This is a genomic window from Chryseobacterium sp. AC405b (assembly GCF_979258685.1).
The window spans coordinates 1,021,936-1,040,848 of sequence record NZ_OZ409877.1 but is presented as its reverse complement, the minus strand read 5'-3'; the positions used below and the strand labels follow the sequence as shown (position 1 = coordinate 1,040,848).

Below are 18,913 nucleotides of genomic sequence, written 5' to 3'. Positions count from 1 at the left end.
ACTTTATCATAAATAGTATGAAAGTAGTAGTAGGATTATCGGGAGGTGTAGATTCCAGCGTAACAGCATATTTGCTACAACAGCAAGGTCATGAAGTAGTGGCTCTTTTTATGAGAAACTGGAATGATGCATCGGTCACTTTGGAAGATGAATGCCCTTGGATTGAGGATAGCAATGATGCCTTAATGGTTGCCCAGAAATTGGGAATTCCGTTTCAGGTGATTGATATGAGCGAGCTTTATAAGGAAAGAATTGTAGATTATATGTTTGAAGAATATCAGAAAGGAAGAACTCCCAATCCTGATGTTTTGTGCAACAGAGAAGTGAAATTTGATGTTTTTATGAAGACGGCAATGTCGTTGGGTGCTGATAAAGTGGCAACGGGACATTATGCAAGAGTAGATTCTACTATTGACGAAAATGGAAAAAAGATTTTCCATTTGTTAGCCGGAAAAGACAATAATAAGGATCAGTCGTATTTTCTTTGTCAGTTAAACCAAGATCAATTGTCGAAAGCCTTATTTCCTATTGGTGAGCTGACAAAACCACAGGTAAGAGAAATCGCCAAGGAAATTGGCTTGGTAACTGCTGATAAAAAAGATTCTCAAGGTTTATGTTTTATTGGTAAAGTAAGTTTACCGCAGTTTTTACAGCAGCAGTTGGTTTCGAAAGAAGGTGAGATTGTAGAAATTTTCAAAGATTCACCTTTATTTTCTCAGGAAATTCCCAATTTCACCTCTAAAGAAGAAGAATTAGAATTTTTAAGCAGAAAAATAAATTATAAAAAATCTGACGGAAAAGTAATCGGAAAACATCAGGGAGCACAGTTTTTCACAATCGGTCAAAGTAAAGGCTTGGGAATTGGTGGTCACAAAGAAAGCTGTTTTATTGTTTCCAGAGATATGAAAAACAATATTATTTTTGTTGGCGAAAGCCACAGTTTCCCGGGATTGCACAAAAAAGCTTTGAAGATCGACAATTCTGAGTTGCATTGGGTACGGGAAGATCTACGACTAAAAAACGGAGAATCAATGGAAATTTTGGGAAGATTCCGTTACAGACAGGAACTTCAGAAAGCTGTAATTTACCAGTTTGAAAATGCTTTTTACATGGAGTTTGAAAATCCTCAATCAGCAATTGCAGAAGGACAATTTGCGTCATGGTATATCGATGATGAATTGATCGGAAGTGGAGTGATTTCGTAATATGAAATTGAAAAAGACCTTTTTACAGGTCTTTTTCGTTTATCTTTTTTATAATTTAAATTTTAAATAGCAAAGCTTAAACATTATTGGGAAGCAAAGTATTGTCGGATTCTGTATGATTAAATATTTCCGAATCATTTCCAATAATTTCTTGTCTGTGTTTTATTCCCCAATCTCTTAGATTATTGATGATGGTCTGCAGGGACTTACCATGTGCCGTAAGTTCGTATTGCACCGTAATCGGTTGGGTATCCAAGACTGTTCTTTTAATCAGTTTATTAATTTCCAATTCTTTCAGCTCTTTGCTCAGCATCTTGTTTGAAATCCCGACTACATCGTTCAGAATATCAGAAAACCTCCTTTTATTGTAATAACAAATTGAAGATATGATAGAGATTTTCCATTTCCCGTGCAATGCATCCATAGAATCCTGCACAGCCATTATTTCTTTTTTATGCTGTTCTTCTTTACGTGGTTGACAACTCATAGGTAGTTACTTTTATGTTACAACGTTACTCCGTTGTTACTGTTACTTTTCGTTACAAAGTTACCAAAATAAATTAAAAGGTAATAATTTTGTATCAGAATTTTACAATATATAAAACAATGGACAGATTAAAAAACAAAGTAGCCGTAGTAACAGGCGCTTCAAAAGGAATAGGTGCCTCTATCGCAAAATATTTTGCCGCAGAAGGAGCAAAAGTAATTGTGAACTACGCATCAAGTAAGGAAGATGCCGACAAAGTAATCAACGAGATTACGAAAAATGGAGGAACTGCAATTGCCTTGCAGGGAGATGTCTCAAAACAAGAAGATGTCATCAGACTTTTTGACGAAATGAAAAAAGCTTTTGGCACACTGGATATTTTGGTAAATAACGCCGGGATTTATAATTATGAGCCTATCGAACAGGTATCAGCAGAAACATTTCACCAACAATTTAATATCAATGTTTTAGGATCTATTTTTGCGATTCAGTCAGCTTTGAAAATGTTTGGCGAAAATGGCGGAAACATCATCAATATCAGTTCAGGAGCAAGCAGATCACCGCTACCAACAGGATCGGTATATTCTGCTACGAAAACTGCATTAGATGCATTTACGGTTGCGCTTTCAAAAGAATTTGCAGGCAGAAATATCCGCATCAATTCTATTTTGCCAGGTATTGTAGAAACAGAAGGTTCTCACAGCGCCGGATTTATCGGTAGCGAAGCCGAAGCTCAATTTGTATCCAACACACCACTTGGACGTACCGGACAGCCAGAAGATATCGCAAAGGTTGCCGTATTTATTGCTTCTGAAGATGCAGGATGGATTACGGGCGAACAAATTGCCGTTTCTGGTGGAGTTTATGGCTTTTAATTATTAAAATTTAAAAAAATGGACAGACTAAAGAATAAAGTAGCCGTCATTACAGGCGGAAACAGCGGTATCGGATTTGGAATCGCTGAAGCTTTTAAAAATGAAGGCACTGTAGGTGCAATTACCGGAAGAAATGAGAGTACTCTAAAGAGTTCGGTAGAAGCTTTAGGCAAAGAATTTATAGGCATTGCAGGGGATGTGACCAATCTTGAAGATTTAGAAAATACTTTTAAGCAGACGTTCGATAAATTTGGCAAAATTGATGTATTGGTTGTGAATGCAGGAGGCGTTGTTGATGGCGTTGCGATGGGAACTATTGACGAAGTTACCGAAGAAAGCTACGATAAGTACATGGAATTAAATTTAAAAAGCTCCTATTTTACTGTACAAAAAGCACTTCCCTACCTCAACGACGGAGCTTCAGTGATCTTGATCGGCTCAAGTGCAGCTCATCGGGCTGCGCCGGGAATGGCAATTTATGCGGCGGCGAAAGCAGCGGTCATTTCATTGGCAAAAGGTTTATCGCTAGATCTATTACCCCGAAAAATTAGAGTAAATGCACTTTCGCCAGGCTCTATTGACACACCGGTTTTCGGTAAAATGGTGCCGGAAGAACACTTGGAACAAGTGAAACAAATCTGGAGAGACATCACGCCAATCGGAAGACAAGGTTTGCCTTCTGAAATCGGAAATGCTGCGGTATTTTTAGCCTCAGACGAGTCATCATTTATCGTCGGAACAGAAATTCTGGCTGACGGAGGTCTTACGAATATCAGTTTGATGAAATAGTTTTTCGATACCAAAAAATGTAAGCATTCATTTATAAGAAAGTCTGGAAATAAATTTTCCGGACTTTTATTTTTTCTGTAACATAATTGGAATTGTGATACTTACCCAGTAAATAACAATTAAAAAATATCAATATGAAAACTTCTTTAAAAAACCAGTACGCTTACACCAACAACATTTTAATTTCGATTGTTTCCGCAGTGTTTGGATATAACCTTTATCAGGCGATTGCTCATCCTGAAAAATCTCATCTTATTCTGAGCTTTATCCTTTTGGCAATTACTTATTTTGCATGTAAAAAATATGGATATACAACCAGCAATGAAAAAGAAGAAAAGTAAAAATGTAGTGATAAATAGATAAGCCCGAAGCGTTCTGTTTCGGGGTTATTTTTTGAAATAGTATTTGCTTTTATTATTTCAATTTAAACTTTAGGTTATTCGGATTAATAAACAATATAACAATGAATTCTAAAATTAAAATCAGTATTAAAAACCGGACAGGTTTTCCTAAGAATATTCCCCGAAATAGTTTTATAATTCCTAAAATGAAAATTGAAATCATAAAATAATACGTTGTTTTAGAAACGTCTTCCCTGAATACTTTTAAAATCAGAATTGAAGCGTAGAATCCGAAAATTAGGATTAAGTAAAATGTTAAAAAGTGAGGTCCTCTCAAGGAAATCGGATTGAAACTATCATGATTTATCATAAGCCATACAAAACTTACCAAAACCGGAATTGTGTGCGTGATTATTTTTTTCATATTATTTAACTAAGTTAATCTCCGCCGCCACAGCCACCACAGCCGCCGCCACAACTGCTTCCGCAAGAGCTGCTGTCACCTGATGAATGGTCACTTCCGCAACCTCCAACATAACCACTGTCTCCGCCGTCATGCTGATTGTGATTTTTTGGATCATTCTTTTTGCTAAAAATTTTTGAGAGGAAAAATATTGCCAGAAATAGTAAAGGAATTATTATAAGTAGGTTGGTCAGAAAGTCACTCACATGTTCTGAACAGGAAATTAAAATAAGGATTCCCGAAAGAACAAATGAAACTTTGAAGGCGTTTAACCATAATCTCCTTTTTGGCCTTCTTTTTTTATCTAACCAAATATCGTCCGGAGCTTTTACTCTGAAAACTTCATAATAACTGGTCAACGTATCATCAAACCAGTCTGTATGTTTTATTTTCTCTTCATAACCACCGTTTGAAGGATGATGATGTAATTTTTGTTGTAAAATATTAGGGCAGAATTCTTCCCAGTAATTTTGAGTGTACATCAGGTGCATATGCCATACTTTATCTACGATATCACTCGGCGAAGCTCCATTGGGCAAAGTGCAACACAGATAAACAAACTTTTTATACTCTTCAATAGCTTTTTGAGTAAAACTTGAACTCCAGTTTTCTTCTTTTGCTAATTTTTTTGAGAAAGGAAAATCAACATTTGGAGTGTCCAGAGAAAAATTCTGAAGTCTGTTCCAAAGCGGATCATTTTGTAATAAGATTTTTGTTTCCATTGTTTTAACTTTTATTTCTATTCAAATATGGCATTGATTGAAAATATAAAAGTCTTACAGCAGTATTTTTAAGCATCAAAAAAATCTTATATTAGTCTTAAAATATAGTAATGAAAAAAGAAAGACATTTTGCATCTGGAAAAATTAATGAATTTCCTAAGTCTGCATTTTTTAAAGAAAAACCATTGGGAAGATGTCTCAAAAACCGAATGGTCATACATTGTTGAAGAACTTAACGAACTCATTATCAATGAAAGTGAAGAAAAAAACATCAGGAAAAAACCCGTTTTGTTAGGTTCAAATTATTTATATGAACATCTCATTATCAATAAATTAAAGAAATATTATCAAAACGAAAATTCAATTTTAAGCAAACCAAACCTGGCAAAATTAAGCCTGATTGTCAAAGTTTTAGGTTATTCAAATTATATCGATTTCATCAATTCAAATATGGAAGCCTTTAATTTTAATGATCTGAAAATTGATATGTACAATGTGAAACAGAATACGGAATTGCTTGACAAACTGGTCGGTTGCTGGTACTCTTACAACAGAAATCTTCCGGAGAACCCTTTACAAACAAAAGAAGACCGAATTTGGCGTTCTGCAACAGAAATTTATAAATCTGAAACCACCGGTGAATATTTCGTTGAAAGAAGCGGTGGTGATCGTCACAAGTATTTTGGTAAAGTGACTGCGTACTCAGATTATATTTTTATCATTATGAACAGCAATACGTTTATACGACAACGTCATTTTATTTCAAGAATAAAAGACATCAAAGAAAAGCTGAAAAATCCGGAGTATAAGCTTCACGAATTGCATTTTATAAGTACTTGTATCAGTTTTAATCAGGAACCGATTGCTTTGTTCGAGATCTTCCAAAAAGCAGACAGAAAAAACTATATTCCAGATTCTATCAGTTTTCCGATTGACAGCGATGAGATACCCAAATCAATTATAAAACAGCTTGAAGACACAGAAGCCAACCGAATAGATTACAGATAGTTGATGGTTTCCTGGTTTCGGAATTTGAAATTTATTTTTTGAAGCCAAGAAGTATTCCTTTTTTTCTATTTTTCTTTCCTCTACGCTAGCTTACTAGCCAATCTTTGAAATCTTTCACTCGGTCACGGCTTATCGTAATTGCTTCCTGCGGCTGAAATTCCATTTCAATTTTGTAGTTTGGGGAAGTATGAATGTTTTTGATATAATCTGAATTGATGATAAATTGTCGATTTACTCTGAAAAATTTCTTGTCATCCAGAACATCCTCAAGCTCATCCAAAGTGAAATCTGAAGGATAAGATCGTTCCTGTGTCTGGAGATAAACAATTTTATTTTCACTGAAAAAACAGCTTACTTCATGTGTCTGAACAATTTTTAAGTTGTATCCTATTTTTACCAAAACTCTTGATAAAATGCTTTTTTCCTTTTTAATAAGCTGCTTGATTTCCTGCGAGTTGACAGATTGATCAGAAGGCAGAAATGATTTAAATTTTTCAATTGCTCCGGTTAAATCTTCATCCATGATTGGTTTCAGAAGATAATCAATACTGTTTAGTTTGAAGGCTTTTAAAGTATATTGGTCAAAAGCAGTTGTGTAAATGATAAAAGCTTTTGTAGAAATTTTCTCAAAAATATCAAAAGAAAGCCCGTCACCTAAAACAATATCTGAGAAAATAAGTTGCGGATGTTCATTTTCAGAGAACCAATGTACAGCATCTTCCACAGATTCTAGGTTCGCAACCAATTGTAATTCAGGGAAAAGAGCCAACATTCTTTCCAATTTTCTTGCTGCTGGTTTTTCGTCTTCTATGATGACCGTTCTAATCATTGAGTTTGGTTTTTAGCTGAAAATAAAAGTAAATAAAATCTTTTTAGTTCTGAAAATTAATTGGCTTTTTCTCTTTACCAAGTTCTTCTTCCAAAACCCTGTTTTCCCATTCGGTGTTGAGAAATAATTTCACTGCTTTTACCGTCAAAATGATTGCCCAAACCATTAAAATAACTGATCCGCTAAAAATAGACTGAGACCAATCTCCACTCTTAACCAATCTTCTTGTGAATATGATTGCCGCTACAATCGCAAACCATAAGCAGTTTTTATAAAATGATTTCAGTTCTTTTACTCTTTGTTGTGCATTGTTGTAATTCATATGGGTAAGTTTTTAAGGTTATAAATTAAAATGTTTTTGAATTTTTCTTTTCCTGTTCCATCAATTCTTTTATTTTTTTCTCTTCCCAGTCCTTACCAATTCCGAAAGTTCCGATTGCGTGTATTGCAATCCCCAATCCCCAACCTAACATTGGCCAGTAAAACCACAAACGTTCCGGTGAAGTCAACAGATTCAGAATCAATAAAAACGGAATGACCAAGCAATACGAAGTCAGATTTCCGTAAAATCCTTTCAGATCTTTTACTCTTTTAGCTGCTTTTTCGTACGCTGAATTTTCTTTGTTGAATGTTTGATTTTCCATGATAATGATTTTTTTAAAATTGATATTTATTTGTTTTTCCTGAGTCAAATTTAGGTCAGAAAACAGATTCACTTCAACTTTATATGACCGAACGGTAGGTTTTGTGTACTGAACAGCAAAATCCCGACTCTGACGAAGTGGGAATTTAATTTAAGCTGAATTCTTATTTATTTTTATCCATTAGTTCTTTTATTTTCTTTTCTTCCCAGTCGCTGCCGAATATCATTGCTGGTAAGAAAACACTCAATCCGTGTGCAGCCAGACCAATCCCCCACAAAAGAGGAAGCTTCAACAAATCCCATTCCCAGTACTTTTCTCCCGGATCCAAATCAAGAGCTTTTGCACCAACAATAAAAATATTGACGAAAAAATACACCATAGCATGCGTATAAAATCCTTTAATTTTTTTCACTTTTCTTTCCGCCTCACGATAACGGATGTGGCGTTTGTTATAATCTTCCATTTTTATCTTGTTTTTCTAAAATTTCTCTTATTTTTCTCTCTTCCCAATTTTTTCCCACTGCAAAAGTTCCCATTCCGTGCGCTGCAATACCAATTCCCCAACCCAGCATTGGCCAATAAAACCAAAGGTTTTTGGGAGATGTAATTAAATTTAAAACAATCAGAAAAGGAATAATTATACAATAAGAAATAAGATTTCCGTAAAAACTTTTTATTTCTTTCATCCTTTTCTTTGCTCTGTCGTACGCATGATTATCTTCCTCCATTAAATGGGCAACAACATTGGATTTATCATTAAGCACAGGAAGCTTTACTTTAAAATAATCTTCAGATTTTTCTATAAAAACATTTCTCTCCGTAAGCAGAGAATACCGCTGTACGATATTTGCCAAGCCAATTCCTGCACTTTCTTTGATCTGCTCACGAATTTGCAGATTGTTTTCGATGCACAACACATCTCCTTCGGTGAAAATTTTTATCAATAAAGGTCTTGATGATGTTGCCAAATTATGTTTGATGCAGTTTTCTAACAGCAATTGCAGTGAAAGAGGAACCACGAATTTCTGCAAATCATCTTTATTGATGTCAAAAATAAAATTGACACTGTTCTCAAACCTTGTTTTGAGTAAATCGCAGTACGTTTTTGCAAATTCTATTTCGTCTTCTATGGTAACCAATTCTTTATCTTTCTGTTCAAGAACATAGCGGTAAATCTTTGACATAGAAGCAGTGAATTTCTGCGCCTGATGTGGGTTTTCCTCAATTAATGAGCTCAAAACATTTAACGAATTAAAAAGAAAATGAGGATCGAGCTGATTTTTTAAACTTTCAAACTGTGCATTCGCAGATTTGGCAATGAGTTTCTGCTCTACCACTTCTTTTTTGGAAGTTTTCTTCAGTTCTTCCATAAATCCTTTTGCGTGCAGAAAAGCGGAGATCAACAATGCAATATTGATCGTAAACCAGTTGATAAAATTATATTTGCCCGAAAAATATTCCTGTGGAGAAACTGCTTTCTGAAAAACCACAAAATTCATGTAATTACAGAAATACACCAAAATGGTATTGGCAATGAGTATAGAAATAATACTGATGACCGCTCTTTTTGTAGTTGCTTCAGACCAGGGAAATTTCTTGTTTAAAAAATCATTGATTAAGCCATTTCCCGCACCTAAAAGAAAAGAATACATCGCAGAAATGAGTATCGTAATTAAGAAGTTCTCAATCGTTTTATCATTGGTGAGAGCAAAAAAGAAGAAAATCGAAGTTCCCAGCGAGATCCACAGTAATATGATAAAATCTTTACGTTTCATTGTTCAGTTTTTCTGATTCAAAAGTAATTCAAATATTTTCAGCAAAAATTATTTATTGCCGAGTGGTGCGTTTTAATTCCTGAGCCGGAAAAGCCTTCCATAATAATTTAGGAAGGCTCAAATATTTCTAATTATTTTCCTTGGTCTGATTTAATAAAATATTCCGCTTCAGACTTACCCCAATTAGGATCTAGCGTAGTTTTTGGCTGAAAAGAATTGTATTTGTCTAATGCGAGTTTAAAAAGCTCAATACCTTTTGTTTTACTTCCTCCGTATTGTTCTGGTGTGAAGTAGATATCTTCTGCTTTGATCAGAATGACTCTTGGGTTGTTTGGATTTAATTTTTCAGCAGTATTCAATTCTTCCTGAGCTTTCATCCCGAAAGTCATGTATCTCTCCTGAGGATTGACCATCATTTTTAACGAATAAATCATTTTTTGCAAAAGATGTATTTCAGAATTGTTTTTATCGGCATTTTCTGCGCCATCTACAAATTTCTGCGCCTGATCTGCTATTTCGTCCAAACCTTGGGTTTTGCCTTCCCTCATGAGCAATCTTCCTTTTTGGATGTACGAAAATGCAGTATAATAATTCGGCTGCCACTTCCCTTTTTCTTTGTCGGCAATTCTCTGAAAATCGTTAGCAAGAGTCTGGAATTCTTCAGCGGTTTTACAGTTCTCGATTTTAGCGATTTTTTCAGTCATTATTTTTTCATAACTGTTCTGAGCAAATGATACTAAACTCACCAAAACTAAAGCAAAGCTTAAAAGATGTTTTTTCATGATTTTAAATTTTATATTATTATTTATTGTTAAATTATTAAAGATTGTTATTAATCGCATCTTGAGTTTTGTCTACTCCGAAGCTGATAAACATTCCGACAAAAACAAAAGTATTAACCGGCGGAACAACAGATGAACTTCTTGATCCGTCTTGCGAGAAATTATATCCGTAAACATTTTTTGTTCCTAAAACATTCGATACGCTTAGAACAAAAATAGTAAACGCTTTTGCCTCTTTTTTTCCAAGATTGGGAAGATAATTGATGCTTATATTTAATGCATTGTAGTCTTTCAGCCTTCCTTCATTCCGTATAATGTTTCTATTATCTTGGGTAATAATATCATAATACGGTCGACCTTTTGCATACGTGTAGGAAAGATTGATTCCGGTTTTCCAATCTGGGAAAAATCTTTTTGCGACTGCAGAAAAGGTGTGTTCTGCTGCGAAATTAGGTTTTAAACTCACAGGATAATTCAGAAAATCTCTTTTAGAATCTAGAAAGGAATAACTGATCCAGTAATCAATATTTTCAAACGTTTTTTTATCTCTCCAGAACAATTCTACACCTTTCGCAAAACCATTTCCATTATTATTGAAAGCAGCCTGAACCTGTTGGTTCTGATCAGCATCCGGTATTATATTCTGGGTTTTTATCAAATCATCATATTTTTTATAAAATGCTTCCAATCTCAGACTTCTTCCTTCTGTAGATCTCTGAACCTGAAAAATAAAATGTTGTGACTGCTGGAAGCCCAATTTTGCAGATGAGTTTATATATTTACTTTCAGGATTTTGATAGAATAATCCGTAAGCGAAAGAGGTCGTCCAGTCTTTAGCAAAGCGATAGGCTAAAGCAAAACGGGGTGCTATATTATTCTTATTCAGATACGATGAGTTTTCTGCTCTTACTCCAATTTTTGCAGACAGATGATTGCTGAATCCCAAATCTGTTTCTACAAATGCTGCAGAGATAAGATCTTTATAACTCTTATTAACTTCTCCAAAATTCAGTTGTTCGCTTGTGTTGTTGAATTCAAAACCGCCTCGCAAAGCACTTATTCTGTTGATTTTTCTGTCGACAACTGCTTTAAAGTTTATATAATTTCCGTTATTCAGTAGCTGTGTTTTTCCAGATTCAACCTCATTATTTTCTGTTGAGAAATTCAAATCTGACTGATTATAAGAATAAGACGTTCCTGCATTCAGGAGATATTTTCCGAATTTCTGCCTGAAAGATATATTATGATACGTATTTTTTCCTTTTAATCTTATTAAAGCGAAATCATAGTCAGGTTCCAAACTTTCGGTTTTCACACCCATTTTATTGCTGTCGTACATTCCGTAATATTTGAAAAATCCGCCTGATTTTGTTTTTAATCTAAAATTGGCATCTCCGTTGAAACCTTGTGGAGCATCGATGAAATTTGTGTTGAAATTAAAAACATTCTGCATCAGGCCAAGCATAGAATATCCGGCAGTTGCACCATAAGAATAGTTTTTGTCATCACTTAATTTCTGGAAACTTCCGCTCAAAAATATCGGTGACACCCCAAAATCATAAGAACTCTGATCTGGAAGGTCTACACTTTCCAACAGTAAAGCTCCGGAAAGAGCCTGCCCGTACAAAGCAGAATATCCGCCGCTAGAAAAGACATTCCCTTTAAAGAGAGAGGTATTGAAGCGGTCTCTTCCTGCAATCCCGGGTACTGAATTGGAGAAATAATTATTGATCAAACTTCCGTCCATAAAAATCTTAGTTTCGGAACCTGTTCCACCGCGAACGAAAAGCCCTTCTGTTTCTCCTACTTTCTGTACACCGGGAAGAAAATTTAGAGCTGAAGATATTTGCCCATCTGCTCCGGCAGTCGTATAAATATCTATCGGACTCAGCAGAGCGGTTGCTCTTTTTTTGTCGCTGGCTTCAATTGATCCTGCAGAAACCACTACGGCATCAATCTCATTAATCTGCTCTTTTAATTCTGCATTGATCGATAGATCTTTATCTTCTATCAGAATCGGTTTTTCAATCTCACTGTACTTTGGGTGAACAAAAGACAATATATGATTTCCTTTTTCTGAAGTTTCAAAAGAAAAATATCCCTCTGAATTTGTTGTTGCACCATCATAAGTGTCTTTTAAGGTCACATTGATTTCACTAACGCCTTTGTTCTTAAAAGTGACTTTTCCTGTAATTTTTGTCTGAGAAAAGCTTAGAATAAATGAGAAAAAAGAAACGAGAAATAAGATTCTCCTAAGAATGGTATTCATGTCTTGTAGTTTGACCTCAAAATTAAACCACCTTGTTTAAACCTCATCATTTTTTATACTGAATGGTCATATTTTTGTACTGAACAGGAACTAAACTCCTAAAATATTATCTATGAAACTAAAAACATTAACATTGTTGACGGGCTGTACTTTATTGGCTGCGTCCTGCAGTTCAATTAAAACCTATAATATTTCATCAAAAAGCGGAACCAAAACAGAAGGAACTGCAGAATTTACTCAAAAAGGCAATGATGTCGTTTTGAATCTGAATGTGACCCATCTTACTCCCGGAATTCACGCTGTACACATTCATGAAAAGGGAGATTGCTCATCACCAACTGCAGAATCTGCGGGTGGACACTGGAATCCATCAAAATCTGACCACGGAAAATGGGGAAATGCACACTTTCACATGGGTGATATTGGGAATCTCGTTGCTGATCATGAAGGGAAGGCAAAATTGACTTTTAAAACTGATAAATGGTGTTTGGATTGTCCGGAAGAAGCCAAAAATATTATGGGTAAAGGTTTGATCATCCATGCCGGAAAAGACGATTATCAAACACAGCCTACAGGAAATGCAGGCGAAAGAGTTGGGTGTGTAGAGATTAAATAAAATTTTATTGCAAAAAAGAGCGGCGCTAATCTTCGATTAGCGCCGCTCTTTTTAATATTTGTTATTTTAAACTTTAGCTTTCATTTCGGCAATGATGTTCATCGCTTCCTGAAGATAAGTGTCTTTCTTTAGATTTTTGATCCACATTTCAGACTTTTTCTTGAATGCTTCGTCTTTTTTCTCTCTTTCAATTTCTGAAGGATACATTGAGAATTTAAGACCGTTTTCAAATTTGGTTAATGCCTTGAATTTCTCGATCTGTGCTTTTCTCTGCTTCATCAGTTCGTTGAATTTATTGATATTCAAAGTGATGGTTTCTTCTTTATCTAATTTCTCTCTCCATTTTGCTGATTCTAGCAATAACTGATAGTTTGAGTTTTTTGCCATTCTGTCGTTGCTGGATTTTTCTAATGCTTTCACATCGAAGTAGCTCAATTTCTGATAGTTTGAACTAGGAATTTTGTCCCAAGCTAAAGCAAATTCATCGTATCTCTCACCCACTTCTGCATAGGTAAAGAAATCTTCCATTCTGACATCTGAAACGATTCCTTTTCTTTGGTTAGACTCTCCGCTGATTCTGTAAAATTTCTGAATCGTCAGTTTTAACGATCCGAAATCATCTTCAGTATTCAGAAATCTATTCAAATCAACAAATGTCTGTACTGTTCCTTTACCGAAAGATTGTGGTGAACCAACGATGATTGCTCTTCCGTAATCCTGCATTGCACCGGCTAAAATTTCAGATGCTGAAGCCGAAAGTTCGTTTTGCATAATTACCAAAGGGCAGGTCCAAATCGGAGTTTCCTGTTTGTTTTTTAAAGTCTGAATTTTTCCGTTTCCGTCTTTTACCTGAACGTAAGGTTCAGTGCATTCATGAAAAGTCCCATGATGTCACCAACTTCAGTTAATGAACCTCCACCGTTATTTCTTAGATCCAAAACAATCCCTTCAATTCCCTGAGCTTTCAATTTTACGATTTCATTTTTGATGTCGTCAGAAGCATTTCTTCCTTTTTCATCCTCAAAATCTGCGTTGAAGCTTGGTAGATTAATGATCCCGTATTTTTTACCATTCGGAGAATTTACAATTATACTTCTTGCAAAGGTATCTTCAATCGCTACTTCCTCACGAATCATCGTAACCTCAACAATTGTTTTATCTTTTTTCTGAACGGTCATGGTAACAGGAGTTCCTTTTTCACCTCTGATTAACCTTACGGCTTCATCAGAAAGCATTCCTACTACATTCACGTGATCTTCATTCGGTTTTGATCTTACTTTCAGAATTTTATCTCCTTCAGAAAGTTTCTTTGATTTCCATGCAGGTGCACCAATCGTCAAAGCTCCCAGGTAAAGATTTCCTTTTTTCTCCTGAATAATTGCACCAATGCCGATTACTTTCCCTTTAAACTGAGTATCAAAATCTTCTTTATCTTTTGGAGAATAATAATTAGTATGCGGATCGAAAACTTCCGTGTAAGAATTCATGTACACCGTAAACCAATCCATTTTTTTTCTTTTCTTGAATCTTGTGAAAGTTTCTTTTACCAGGTCTTTTACTTCATCAGTAGCTTTTGTAAGCTTTTGCTGAGGAGATAGAATCTCAAGTTTAATGGTATCCTGAAGCTTAAATTTTTGAACAGAATCTTTCTTTTCCTTTTGAGCTTCTTCTTTGCTGTTCATCGATTCAATTTCCTGAAGAATATTGTATTTGATGAATTTTTTCCACTCGTTATATTGCTCCTTTTTATCAGCAGGAACGTTTTTAATCTTTGATTCTAAAGTCAGCGTTTCATCTTCTTCCAAGTTGATCGGCTTGCTGAAAATCTCCTGAGTAATCTTATCAATCTCATCAACTCTTTGGTATAATCTGTCAACTGTCAATTTATAAAAAACAAGATCACCCACATTCAGATAATCGTCAAGCCTGGTTTCATGCTTGCCAAATTCTGTCATATCAGACTGCAGGAAATATCGTTTTCCTGGATCAATCATTTCAAAATAATGCTTGTAAACATCTTTTGAGTAAGCATCATTGATAGGTTTTGGGCTGTAATGTAAATATGAAAGTGTGTTTTTAACGCTCACCATTATCGTCTGCATTTTCTCATCGTCATTTTTCGGCGAGTTGAAACAAAACATAAGACTTGTTAACGGAATAAGGAGTAAAAATTTATTTAGTTTAAAATTTTTCCACATAAATCTGCAATGTATTTTATTAAATTTTTAAAAAAGTATTTTGATTAGTAGTAATAATTAAATTTCTGTTACAAACTATCAAATTTAATACCTTATTTATTAATATCGAATAGTTTTGAGTAATTTTGTTAAAATTTAAAACTTTTATGGAAAGACCACTTATTCTGGTAACCAATGATGATGGGATTACTGCACCAGGAATCAGAAACCTTGTAGAGTTTATGAACGAGATCGGAGAAGTGATCGTTGTTGCTCCCAATTCACCACAAAGCGGAAAAGGACACGCAATTACCATCAATTCAACTTTAAGTTTTGAGGAAGTAAAACTGGAAGGACCGCAAACAGATTTTTCTTGCAGCGGAACGCCTGTAGACTGTGTGAAAATGGCTCTTGATAAAATACTGACAAGAAAGACCGGATATTGTGGTTTCGGGAATTAACCACGGAGCAAACTCATCGATTAATGTTATTTATTCAGGAACCATGTCTGCTGCTGTAGAAGCCGGTGTGGAAGGTCTTCCGGCAATTGGTTTTTCGCTTCAGGATTTCAGTTGGGAGGCAGATTTTACTCATGCTAAAAAATATATTCAGGAAATTGTAAAAAGAACATTAGAAAACCCGATGCCTAAAGGTGTTGTTCTGAATGTAAACATACCTAAACTGACAACTGAAGAAATAAAAGGCGTAAAAGTTTGTAAGCAGGCTAATGCAAAATGGGAAGAAAGTTTTGACGAAAGAATCAATCCGCATGGTAAAAAATATTATTGGCTGACCGGATATTTCAACAATATGGATGAATCTGAAGATGCTGACGAAACGGCTTTGGCAAACGGATATATTTCTATCGTTCCTGTAAAATTTGATATGACGGCGTATGAGTATATGAATACGCTGAATGAGGTGATGAAGTTTGATTAAATAATATCCCACAGATTCCGCAGATCGTCACAGATGATTGAGCATAAAAATCTGTGCAAATCTGCGGGAAATTTCTTTTATTCAAAAGTTCTATTTCTAAATTCATCTGCATAAATTTCCAATTCGTTTTCTCTTTTGATAAAATCGTAAAAATAATACTTGTTATTAACTGTAAAACAATAATTCCTATATCCAATTGTAACTTTCACAAAATCAGGTTTATTTGATTTAAATTTGAAATATTTGATATTATGATCCATATTCAATTCATTATCAATATAATATTTTACAATTTGGTTTTCGTATTTAACCTGAACCGTATCTTTTATACCTGAACGAAAAACAAACGAAAATTCATTGTAGGTAACATCGCTTTTCGTTTTATTATAAAGAATTTTAATTGAATCCTCTCCACAAATATTTGGAATATTTGTTAATTTAAGATTTTCGAAACGTGATTTACATGAAATAAAATTATAACAGAATAATAAAAACATTTCATGAGATCAGTTTTTAAAACAAAACCTTATCCTCTTTCCTCAATTCCTCTAGATATTTAATTTTATCATCTCTGTAAAATAAATTCATCGTCTCAAACGGGATCATTTTTAAATCTTTATTTACGATATGAACACAGGATTTTTTGACGGCGCGAACGTCAAAATCATGCGCATCCATAAAATTCATGATAATTATTCTAAAAAGATTGTCATAATCTAAATTGGGAGCCGAAACTTCCGGCAGACAACACAATAACTGATTTACCTTTGGCTGTACCTGATCAACAGAAATTCCGGTGCTGAAAATATCCAGAAGCTGCATCTGCAAACCGGCATCCTGTTCGTAAACAATCGTGTTTTTGGTTTCATTATTCAATAAATCGGCAGGGTTAATATATCTCGTTAAAGGTATAGTTTCCCCTTCCAGCTTCAGAATATAACCCATCGCCAAAGAATCCGGATTACAAGGAACAGGAATAATATCATCACCATTCAGAAGCGGAAACTGGTTTAAAATTTCCTGTCGCACTTCCGTTAATGTAATTTTTTCATGTGCAGAGTCTTCCCTGTTTCTTCCCGCTACCTCAACAGGTTGAAAGGTAATTCCACGGACGCATTTTTGTTTTAAAGCAAAATCAATTAGTTTTCCAATTTCGTCTATATTTTTTCCTTTTTGAAGAACGATTACAAGCGTTGTAGAAAGATTTAATTCATTTAATTTTTCCAAAGCTTTCATACGGACATTTGTGAGGTCTTTTCCCCGGAAATCTTCTAAAACTTCTGGTTTAAATGAATCAAACTGAAGATAAATCTCAAATTCCGGAGCATACGTTGCAAGTTTTTCTGCAAAACCGGGATCATTGGCAATTCTGATTCCGTTGGTGTTGAGCATCAAATGTTTGATCGGCTTTGACTTAGCAATATCCATGATTTTAAAAAACTCAGGATGAATCGTTGGTTCGCCGCCACTGATCTGCACAACATCTGGTTGCCCTTCATTTTTAACAATGGTATCAAACATCGCTTCAATCTGTTCCAAACTTCTGTGACTTCCGTAATGTGGTGACGACATCGCATAACAGGTAGGACAGGTCAGATTACATCGATCGGTAACCTCAACAATCGAAAGACAGCTGTGCTGCTCATGATCTACACACAAACCGCAATCGTACGGACAGCCGTACTCCACATCAGTTCCAAAATGAACAGGCATTTCAGAAGCTTTATTATAGTTTCTTATATTTTTATAATATTGAACATCTGATGCAATCATCGTCTTAAAAAAACCATGATCCGGACATCTTTTGGTCATAAAAACCGCTTCATCTTCAATGATGATCTTCGCTCCTACTCTTTTCAGGCATTCCGGACAAAGGCTGATCGTATAATCGTAATAGGTATAATTTCTTACTGGCATAATTTATAATTTACATTCCTCCGCAGACAACTCCGCTTATCAACCCACAAACTAACATCGAAATCAACACTGTGAGCCAAAATTGCTTTCTGGAAAATTTTCTGCCATTTTTACTCTCGTAAATCAGCTTTACAAAAACTGTGAATAACGAGGAAACAACGAAAGCAACAGCGAGAATCATCAAAATAATCACAGCAACTAAACCTTCTAATCCACCAACTTCCAAAAGGGTCAGATTTTTCATATTATATTTATTTTTGGTGTGTCTTTTAAACTTTTACTGATTTTAATTTTATAAATGTAATAAATAATTACCACCAAACATACTATCTGAATGGTTCCAAAATTTCCTATAATCTCAATTTTAGGTTTAATAAAATCTAAAAGGAGTCTAAAGCTGAAATAACTGAGCATAAACAACTGAAACAGAAAACCTGATGCATATTTGTCTTTTTTTGCAATCATCTTCAGTTCAATCCAAAGAAAAAGCAGAAAGGCAATTTCATACAGCGCAACAGGATGCCTTAGATATTGATCGCCAAGATACATTCCGAAAATTGAAGTTGTTGGCAACCCATACGTTTCTTCATGAACTCCGGTGAGAAAACATCCAATTCTGCCGATTATGATGGCTAAAATTAAAGGAAAAACAATTAAATCTCCTGTGCTTTCTTTATGACCCACAATTTTCTTGGCTAATTCAACACCTATTAATCCAAAAGCCAATCCGCCAACGATGGTATTATTGGTCCAGAATCTTTTAAAGCTAAAATCATCAAATAAAACATGTGGGTTTTCAAGATTTCCGATGAGTTTTGAGCCAATCAAAGCTCCAGCCGTTGCACCTATCAGAATTGCAGCTGAGGTATTGAATGACATTTTTTCCTGTGACTTTCTTTTTAGAAAGAAATAATAGCGCATAGCAATAAATATTCCCAGGGTTTCAAACACAGGGTGCGCCAAAACTGTTTTGCCAAAAATCTGAAAAGTAAGAGGAAAATCCATGATTTCAAAAGTAGTATATTTAAAGTAAATTATTAATTTTAATTTATAAATAACAAAATAAAATAGTTAA

At 34.8% G+C, this 18,913-nt stretch carries 21 protein-coding genes and 1 pseudogene; 7 read left to right on the top strand and 15 right to left on the bottom strand.

Features of this window, described 5'->3' with window-relative positions; genetic code table 11:
* The first annotated feature begins 17 nt into the window (after positions 1–17).
* Complete coding sequence (gene mnmA, locus ACZZZA_RS05010; protein ID WP_463430098.1) at positions 18–1,205, top strand: tRNA 2-thiouridine(34) synthase MnmA; 1,188 nt, start codon at positions 18–20, stop codon at positions 1,203–1,205.
* Positions 1,206–1,281: 76 nt separating this feature from the next.
* Here the strand turns inward: mnmA and ACZZZA_RS05005 are convergent, their stop codons facing one another.
* The gene (locus ACZZZA_RS05005; RefSeq protein WP_463430097.1) at positions 1,282–1,692 is read right to left on the bottom strand and encodes a winged helix-turn-helix transcriptional regulator; all 411 of its coding nucleotides are present in this window, start codon (positions 1,690–1,692) and stop codon (positions 1,282–1,284) included.
* A gap of 119 nt (positions 1,693–1,811) precedes the next feature.
* On the opposite strand from ACZZZA_RS05005, the gene ACZZZA_RS05000 reads away from it, so the two are divergent.
* The 3 genes from ACZZZA_RS05000 (at position 1,812) to ACZZZA_RS04990 (ending at position 3,697) form a co-directional block, all read left to right on the top strand.
* Positions 1,812–2,567 carry an SDR family NAD(P)-dependent oxidoreductase gene (locus ACZZZA_RS05000; protein WP_463430096.1) on the top strand — a complete coding sequence of 252 codons (756 nt, stop codon included), beginning with the start codon at positions 1,812–1,814 and terminating at the stop codon, positions 2,565–2,567.
* Positions 2,568–2,585: 18 nt separating this feature from the next.
* The gene (locus ACZZZA_RS04995; protein ID WP_463430095.1) at positions 2,586–3,356 is read left to right on the top strand and encodes an SDR family oxidoreductase; all 771 of its coding nucleotides are present in this window, start codon (positions 2,586–2,588) and stop codon (positions 3,354–3,356) included.
* A 134-nt stretch (positions 3,357–3,490) separates the two neighbouring features.
* Positions 3,491–3,697 carry a hypothetical protein gene (locus tag ACZZZA_RS04990; protein ID WP_463430094.1) on the top strand — a complete coding sequence of 69 codons (207 nt, stop codon included), beginning with the start codon at positions 3,491–3,493 and terminating at the stop codon, positions 3,695–3,697.
* Between the two features lie 438 nt (positions 3,698–4,135).
* On the opposite strand, the gene ACZZZA_RS04985 is transcribed toward ACZZZA_RS04990, so the two are convergent.
* Complete coding sequence (locus tag ACZZZA_RS04985) at positions 4,136–4,882, bottom strand: glycine-rich domain-containing protein (protein ID WP_463430093.1); 747 nt, start codon at positions 4,880–4,882, stop codon at positions 4,136–4,138.
* 147 nt (positions 4,883–5,029) lie between these two features.
* On the opposite strand from ACZZZA_RS04985, the gene ACZZZA_RS04980 reads away from it, so the two are divergent.
* A complete protein-coding gene (locus ACZZZA_RS04980; RefSeq protein WP_463430092.1) occupies positions 5,030–5,890 on the top strand; it encodes a hypothetical protein in 861 nt (286 codons plus the stop codon).
* 85 nt (positions 5,891–5,975) lie between these two features.
* Here the strand turns inward: ACZZZA_RS04980 and ACZZZA_RS04975 are convergent, their stop codons facing one another.
* From ACZZZA_RS04975 to ACZZZA_RS04945, 7 genes are all read right to left on the bottom strand, one after another.
* Positions 5,976–6,719: a LytR/AlgR family response regulator transcription factor gene (locus ACZZZA_RS04975; RefSeq protein ID WP_463430091.1), complete on the bottom strand. Its 744-nt coding sequence runs from the start codon at positions 6,717–6,719 to the stop codon at positions 5,976–5,978.
* A 43-nt stretch (positions 6,720–6,762) separates the two neighbouring features.
* A complete protein-coding gene (locus ACZZZA_RS04970; RefSeq protein ID WP_463430090.1) occupies positions 6,763–7,041 on the bottom strand; it encodes a 2TM domain-containing protein in 279 nt (92 codons plus the stop codon).
* Between the two features lie 25 nt (positions 7,042–7,066).
* Positions 7,067–7,363, bottom strand: a complete 297-nt coding sequence (locus ACZZZA_RS04965; protein ID WP_463430089.1) for a 2TM domain-containing protein — start codon at positions 7,361–7,363, stop codon at positions 7,067–7,069.
* Between the two features lie 163 nt (positions 7,364–7,526).
* The gene (locus tag ACZZZA_RS04960; protein ID WP_463430088.1) at positions 7,527–7,826 is read right to left on the bottom strand and encodes a 2TM domain-containing protein; all 300 of its coding nucleotides are present in this window, start codon (positions 7,824–7,826) and stop codon (positions 7,527–7,529) included.
* The gene (locus ACZZZA_RS04955) at positions 7,813–9,138 is read right to left on the bottom strand and encodes a 2TM domain-containing protein (protein ID WP_463430087.1); all 1,326 of its coding nucleotides are present in this window, start codon (positions 9,136–9,138) and stop codon (positions 7,813–7,815) included. The genes ACZZZA_RS04960 and ACZZZA_RS04955 overlap by 14 nt, the downstream gene beginning before the upstream one ends.
* Before the next feature lie 131 nt (positions 9,139–9,269).
* A complete protein-coding gene (locus ACZZZA_RS04950) occupies positions 9,270–9,920 on the bottom strand; it encodes a hypothetical protein (RefSeq protein ID WP_463430086.1) in 651 nt (216 codons plus the stop codon).
* Positions 9,921–9,957: 37 nt separating this feature from the next.
* Positions 9,958–12,189 carry a TonB-dependent receptor gene (locus ACZZZA_RS04945; protein ID WP_463430085.1) on the bottom strand — a complete coding sequence of 744 codons (2,232 nt, stop codon included), beginning with the start codon at positions 12,187–12,189 and terminating at the stop codon, positions 9,958–9,960.
* A gap of 112 nt (positions 12,190–12,301) precedes the next feature.
* Here ACZZZA_RS04945 and ACZZZA_RS04940 point away from each other — a divergent pair, with 112 nt between their 5' ends.
* Positions 12,302–12,805, top strand: coding sequence for a superoxide dismutase family protein (locus ACZZZA_RS04940; protein ID WP_463430084.1), 504 nt, complete (start codon positions 12,302–12,304; stop codon positions 12,803–12,805).
* Between the two features lie 66 nt (positions 12,806–12,871).
* On the opposite strand, the gene ACZZZA_RS04935 is transcribed toward ACZZZA_RS04940, so the two are convergent.
* Together ACZZZA_RS04935 and ACZZZA_RS04930 are read right to left on the bottom strand one after the other, a co-directional pair.
* Positions 12,872–13,633, bottom strand: a complete 762-nt coding sequence (locus ACZZZA_RS04935; protein ID WP_463433738.1) for a carboxy terminal-processing peptidase — start codon at positions 13,631–13,633, stop codon at positions 12,872–12,874.
* 17 nt (positions 13,634–13,650) lie between these two features.
* Positions 13,651–14,946: a S41 family peptidase gene (locus ACZZZA_RS04930; RefSeq protein WP_463430083.1), complete on the bottom strand. Its 1,296-nt coding sequence runs from the start codon at positions 14,944–14,946 to the stop codon at positions 13,651–13,653.
* A gap of 203 nt (positions 14,947–15,149) precedes the next feature.
* Here ACZZZA_RS04930 and surE point away from each other — a divergent pair.
* Positions 15,150–15,921: pseudogene (gene surE, locus ACZZZA_RS04925) on the top strand (5'/3'-nucleotidase SurE).
* 77 nt (positions 15,922–15,998) lie between these two features.
* Here the strand turns inward: surE and ACZZZA_RS04920 are convergent.
* Genes ACZZZA_RS04920 through ACZZZA_RS04905 form a run of 4 tightly spaced genes read right to left on the bottom strand, consistent with a single transcriptional unit; the run spans position 15,999 to position 18,843 of the window.
* Positions 15,999–16,418 (bottom strand): hypothetical protein, encoded by a 420-nt coding sequence (locus ACZZZA_RS04920; protein WP_463430082.1) that lies wholly within the window; start codon positions 16,416–16,418, stop codon positions 15,999–16,001.
* Positions 16,419–16,434: 16 nt separating this feature from the next.
* Complete coding sequence (locus tag ACZZZA_RS04915; protein WP_463430081.1) at positions 16,435–17,838, bottom strand: radical SAM protein; 1,404 nt, start codon at positions 17,836–17,838, stop codon at positions 16,435–16,437.
* A 10-nt stretch (positions 17,839–17,848) separates the two neighbouring features.
* Positions 17,849–18,082: a hypothetical protein gene (locus ACZZZA_RS04910; RefSeq protein ID WP_463430080.1), complete on the bottom strand. Its 234-nt coding sequence runs from the start codon at positions 18,080–18,082 to the stop codon at positions 17,849–17,851.
* A complete protein-coding gene (locus ACZZZA_RS04905) occupies positions 18,079–18,843 on the bottom strand; it encodes a prolipoprotein diacylglyceryl transferase (RefSeq protein ID WP_463430079.1) in 765 nt (254 codons plus the stop codon). The genes ACZZZA_RS04910 and ACZZZA_RS04905 overlap by 4 nt, the downstream gene beginning before the upstream one ends.
* Positions 18,844–18,913 lie beyond the last annotated feature (70 nt).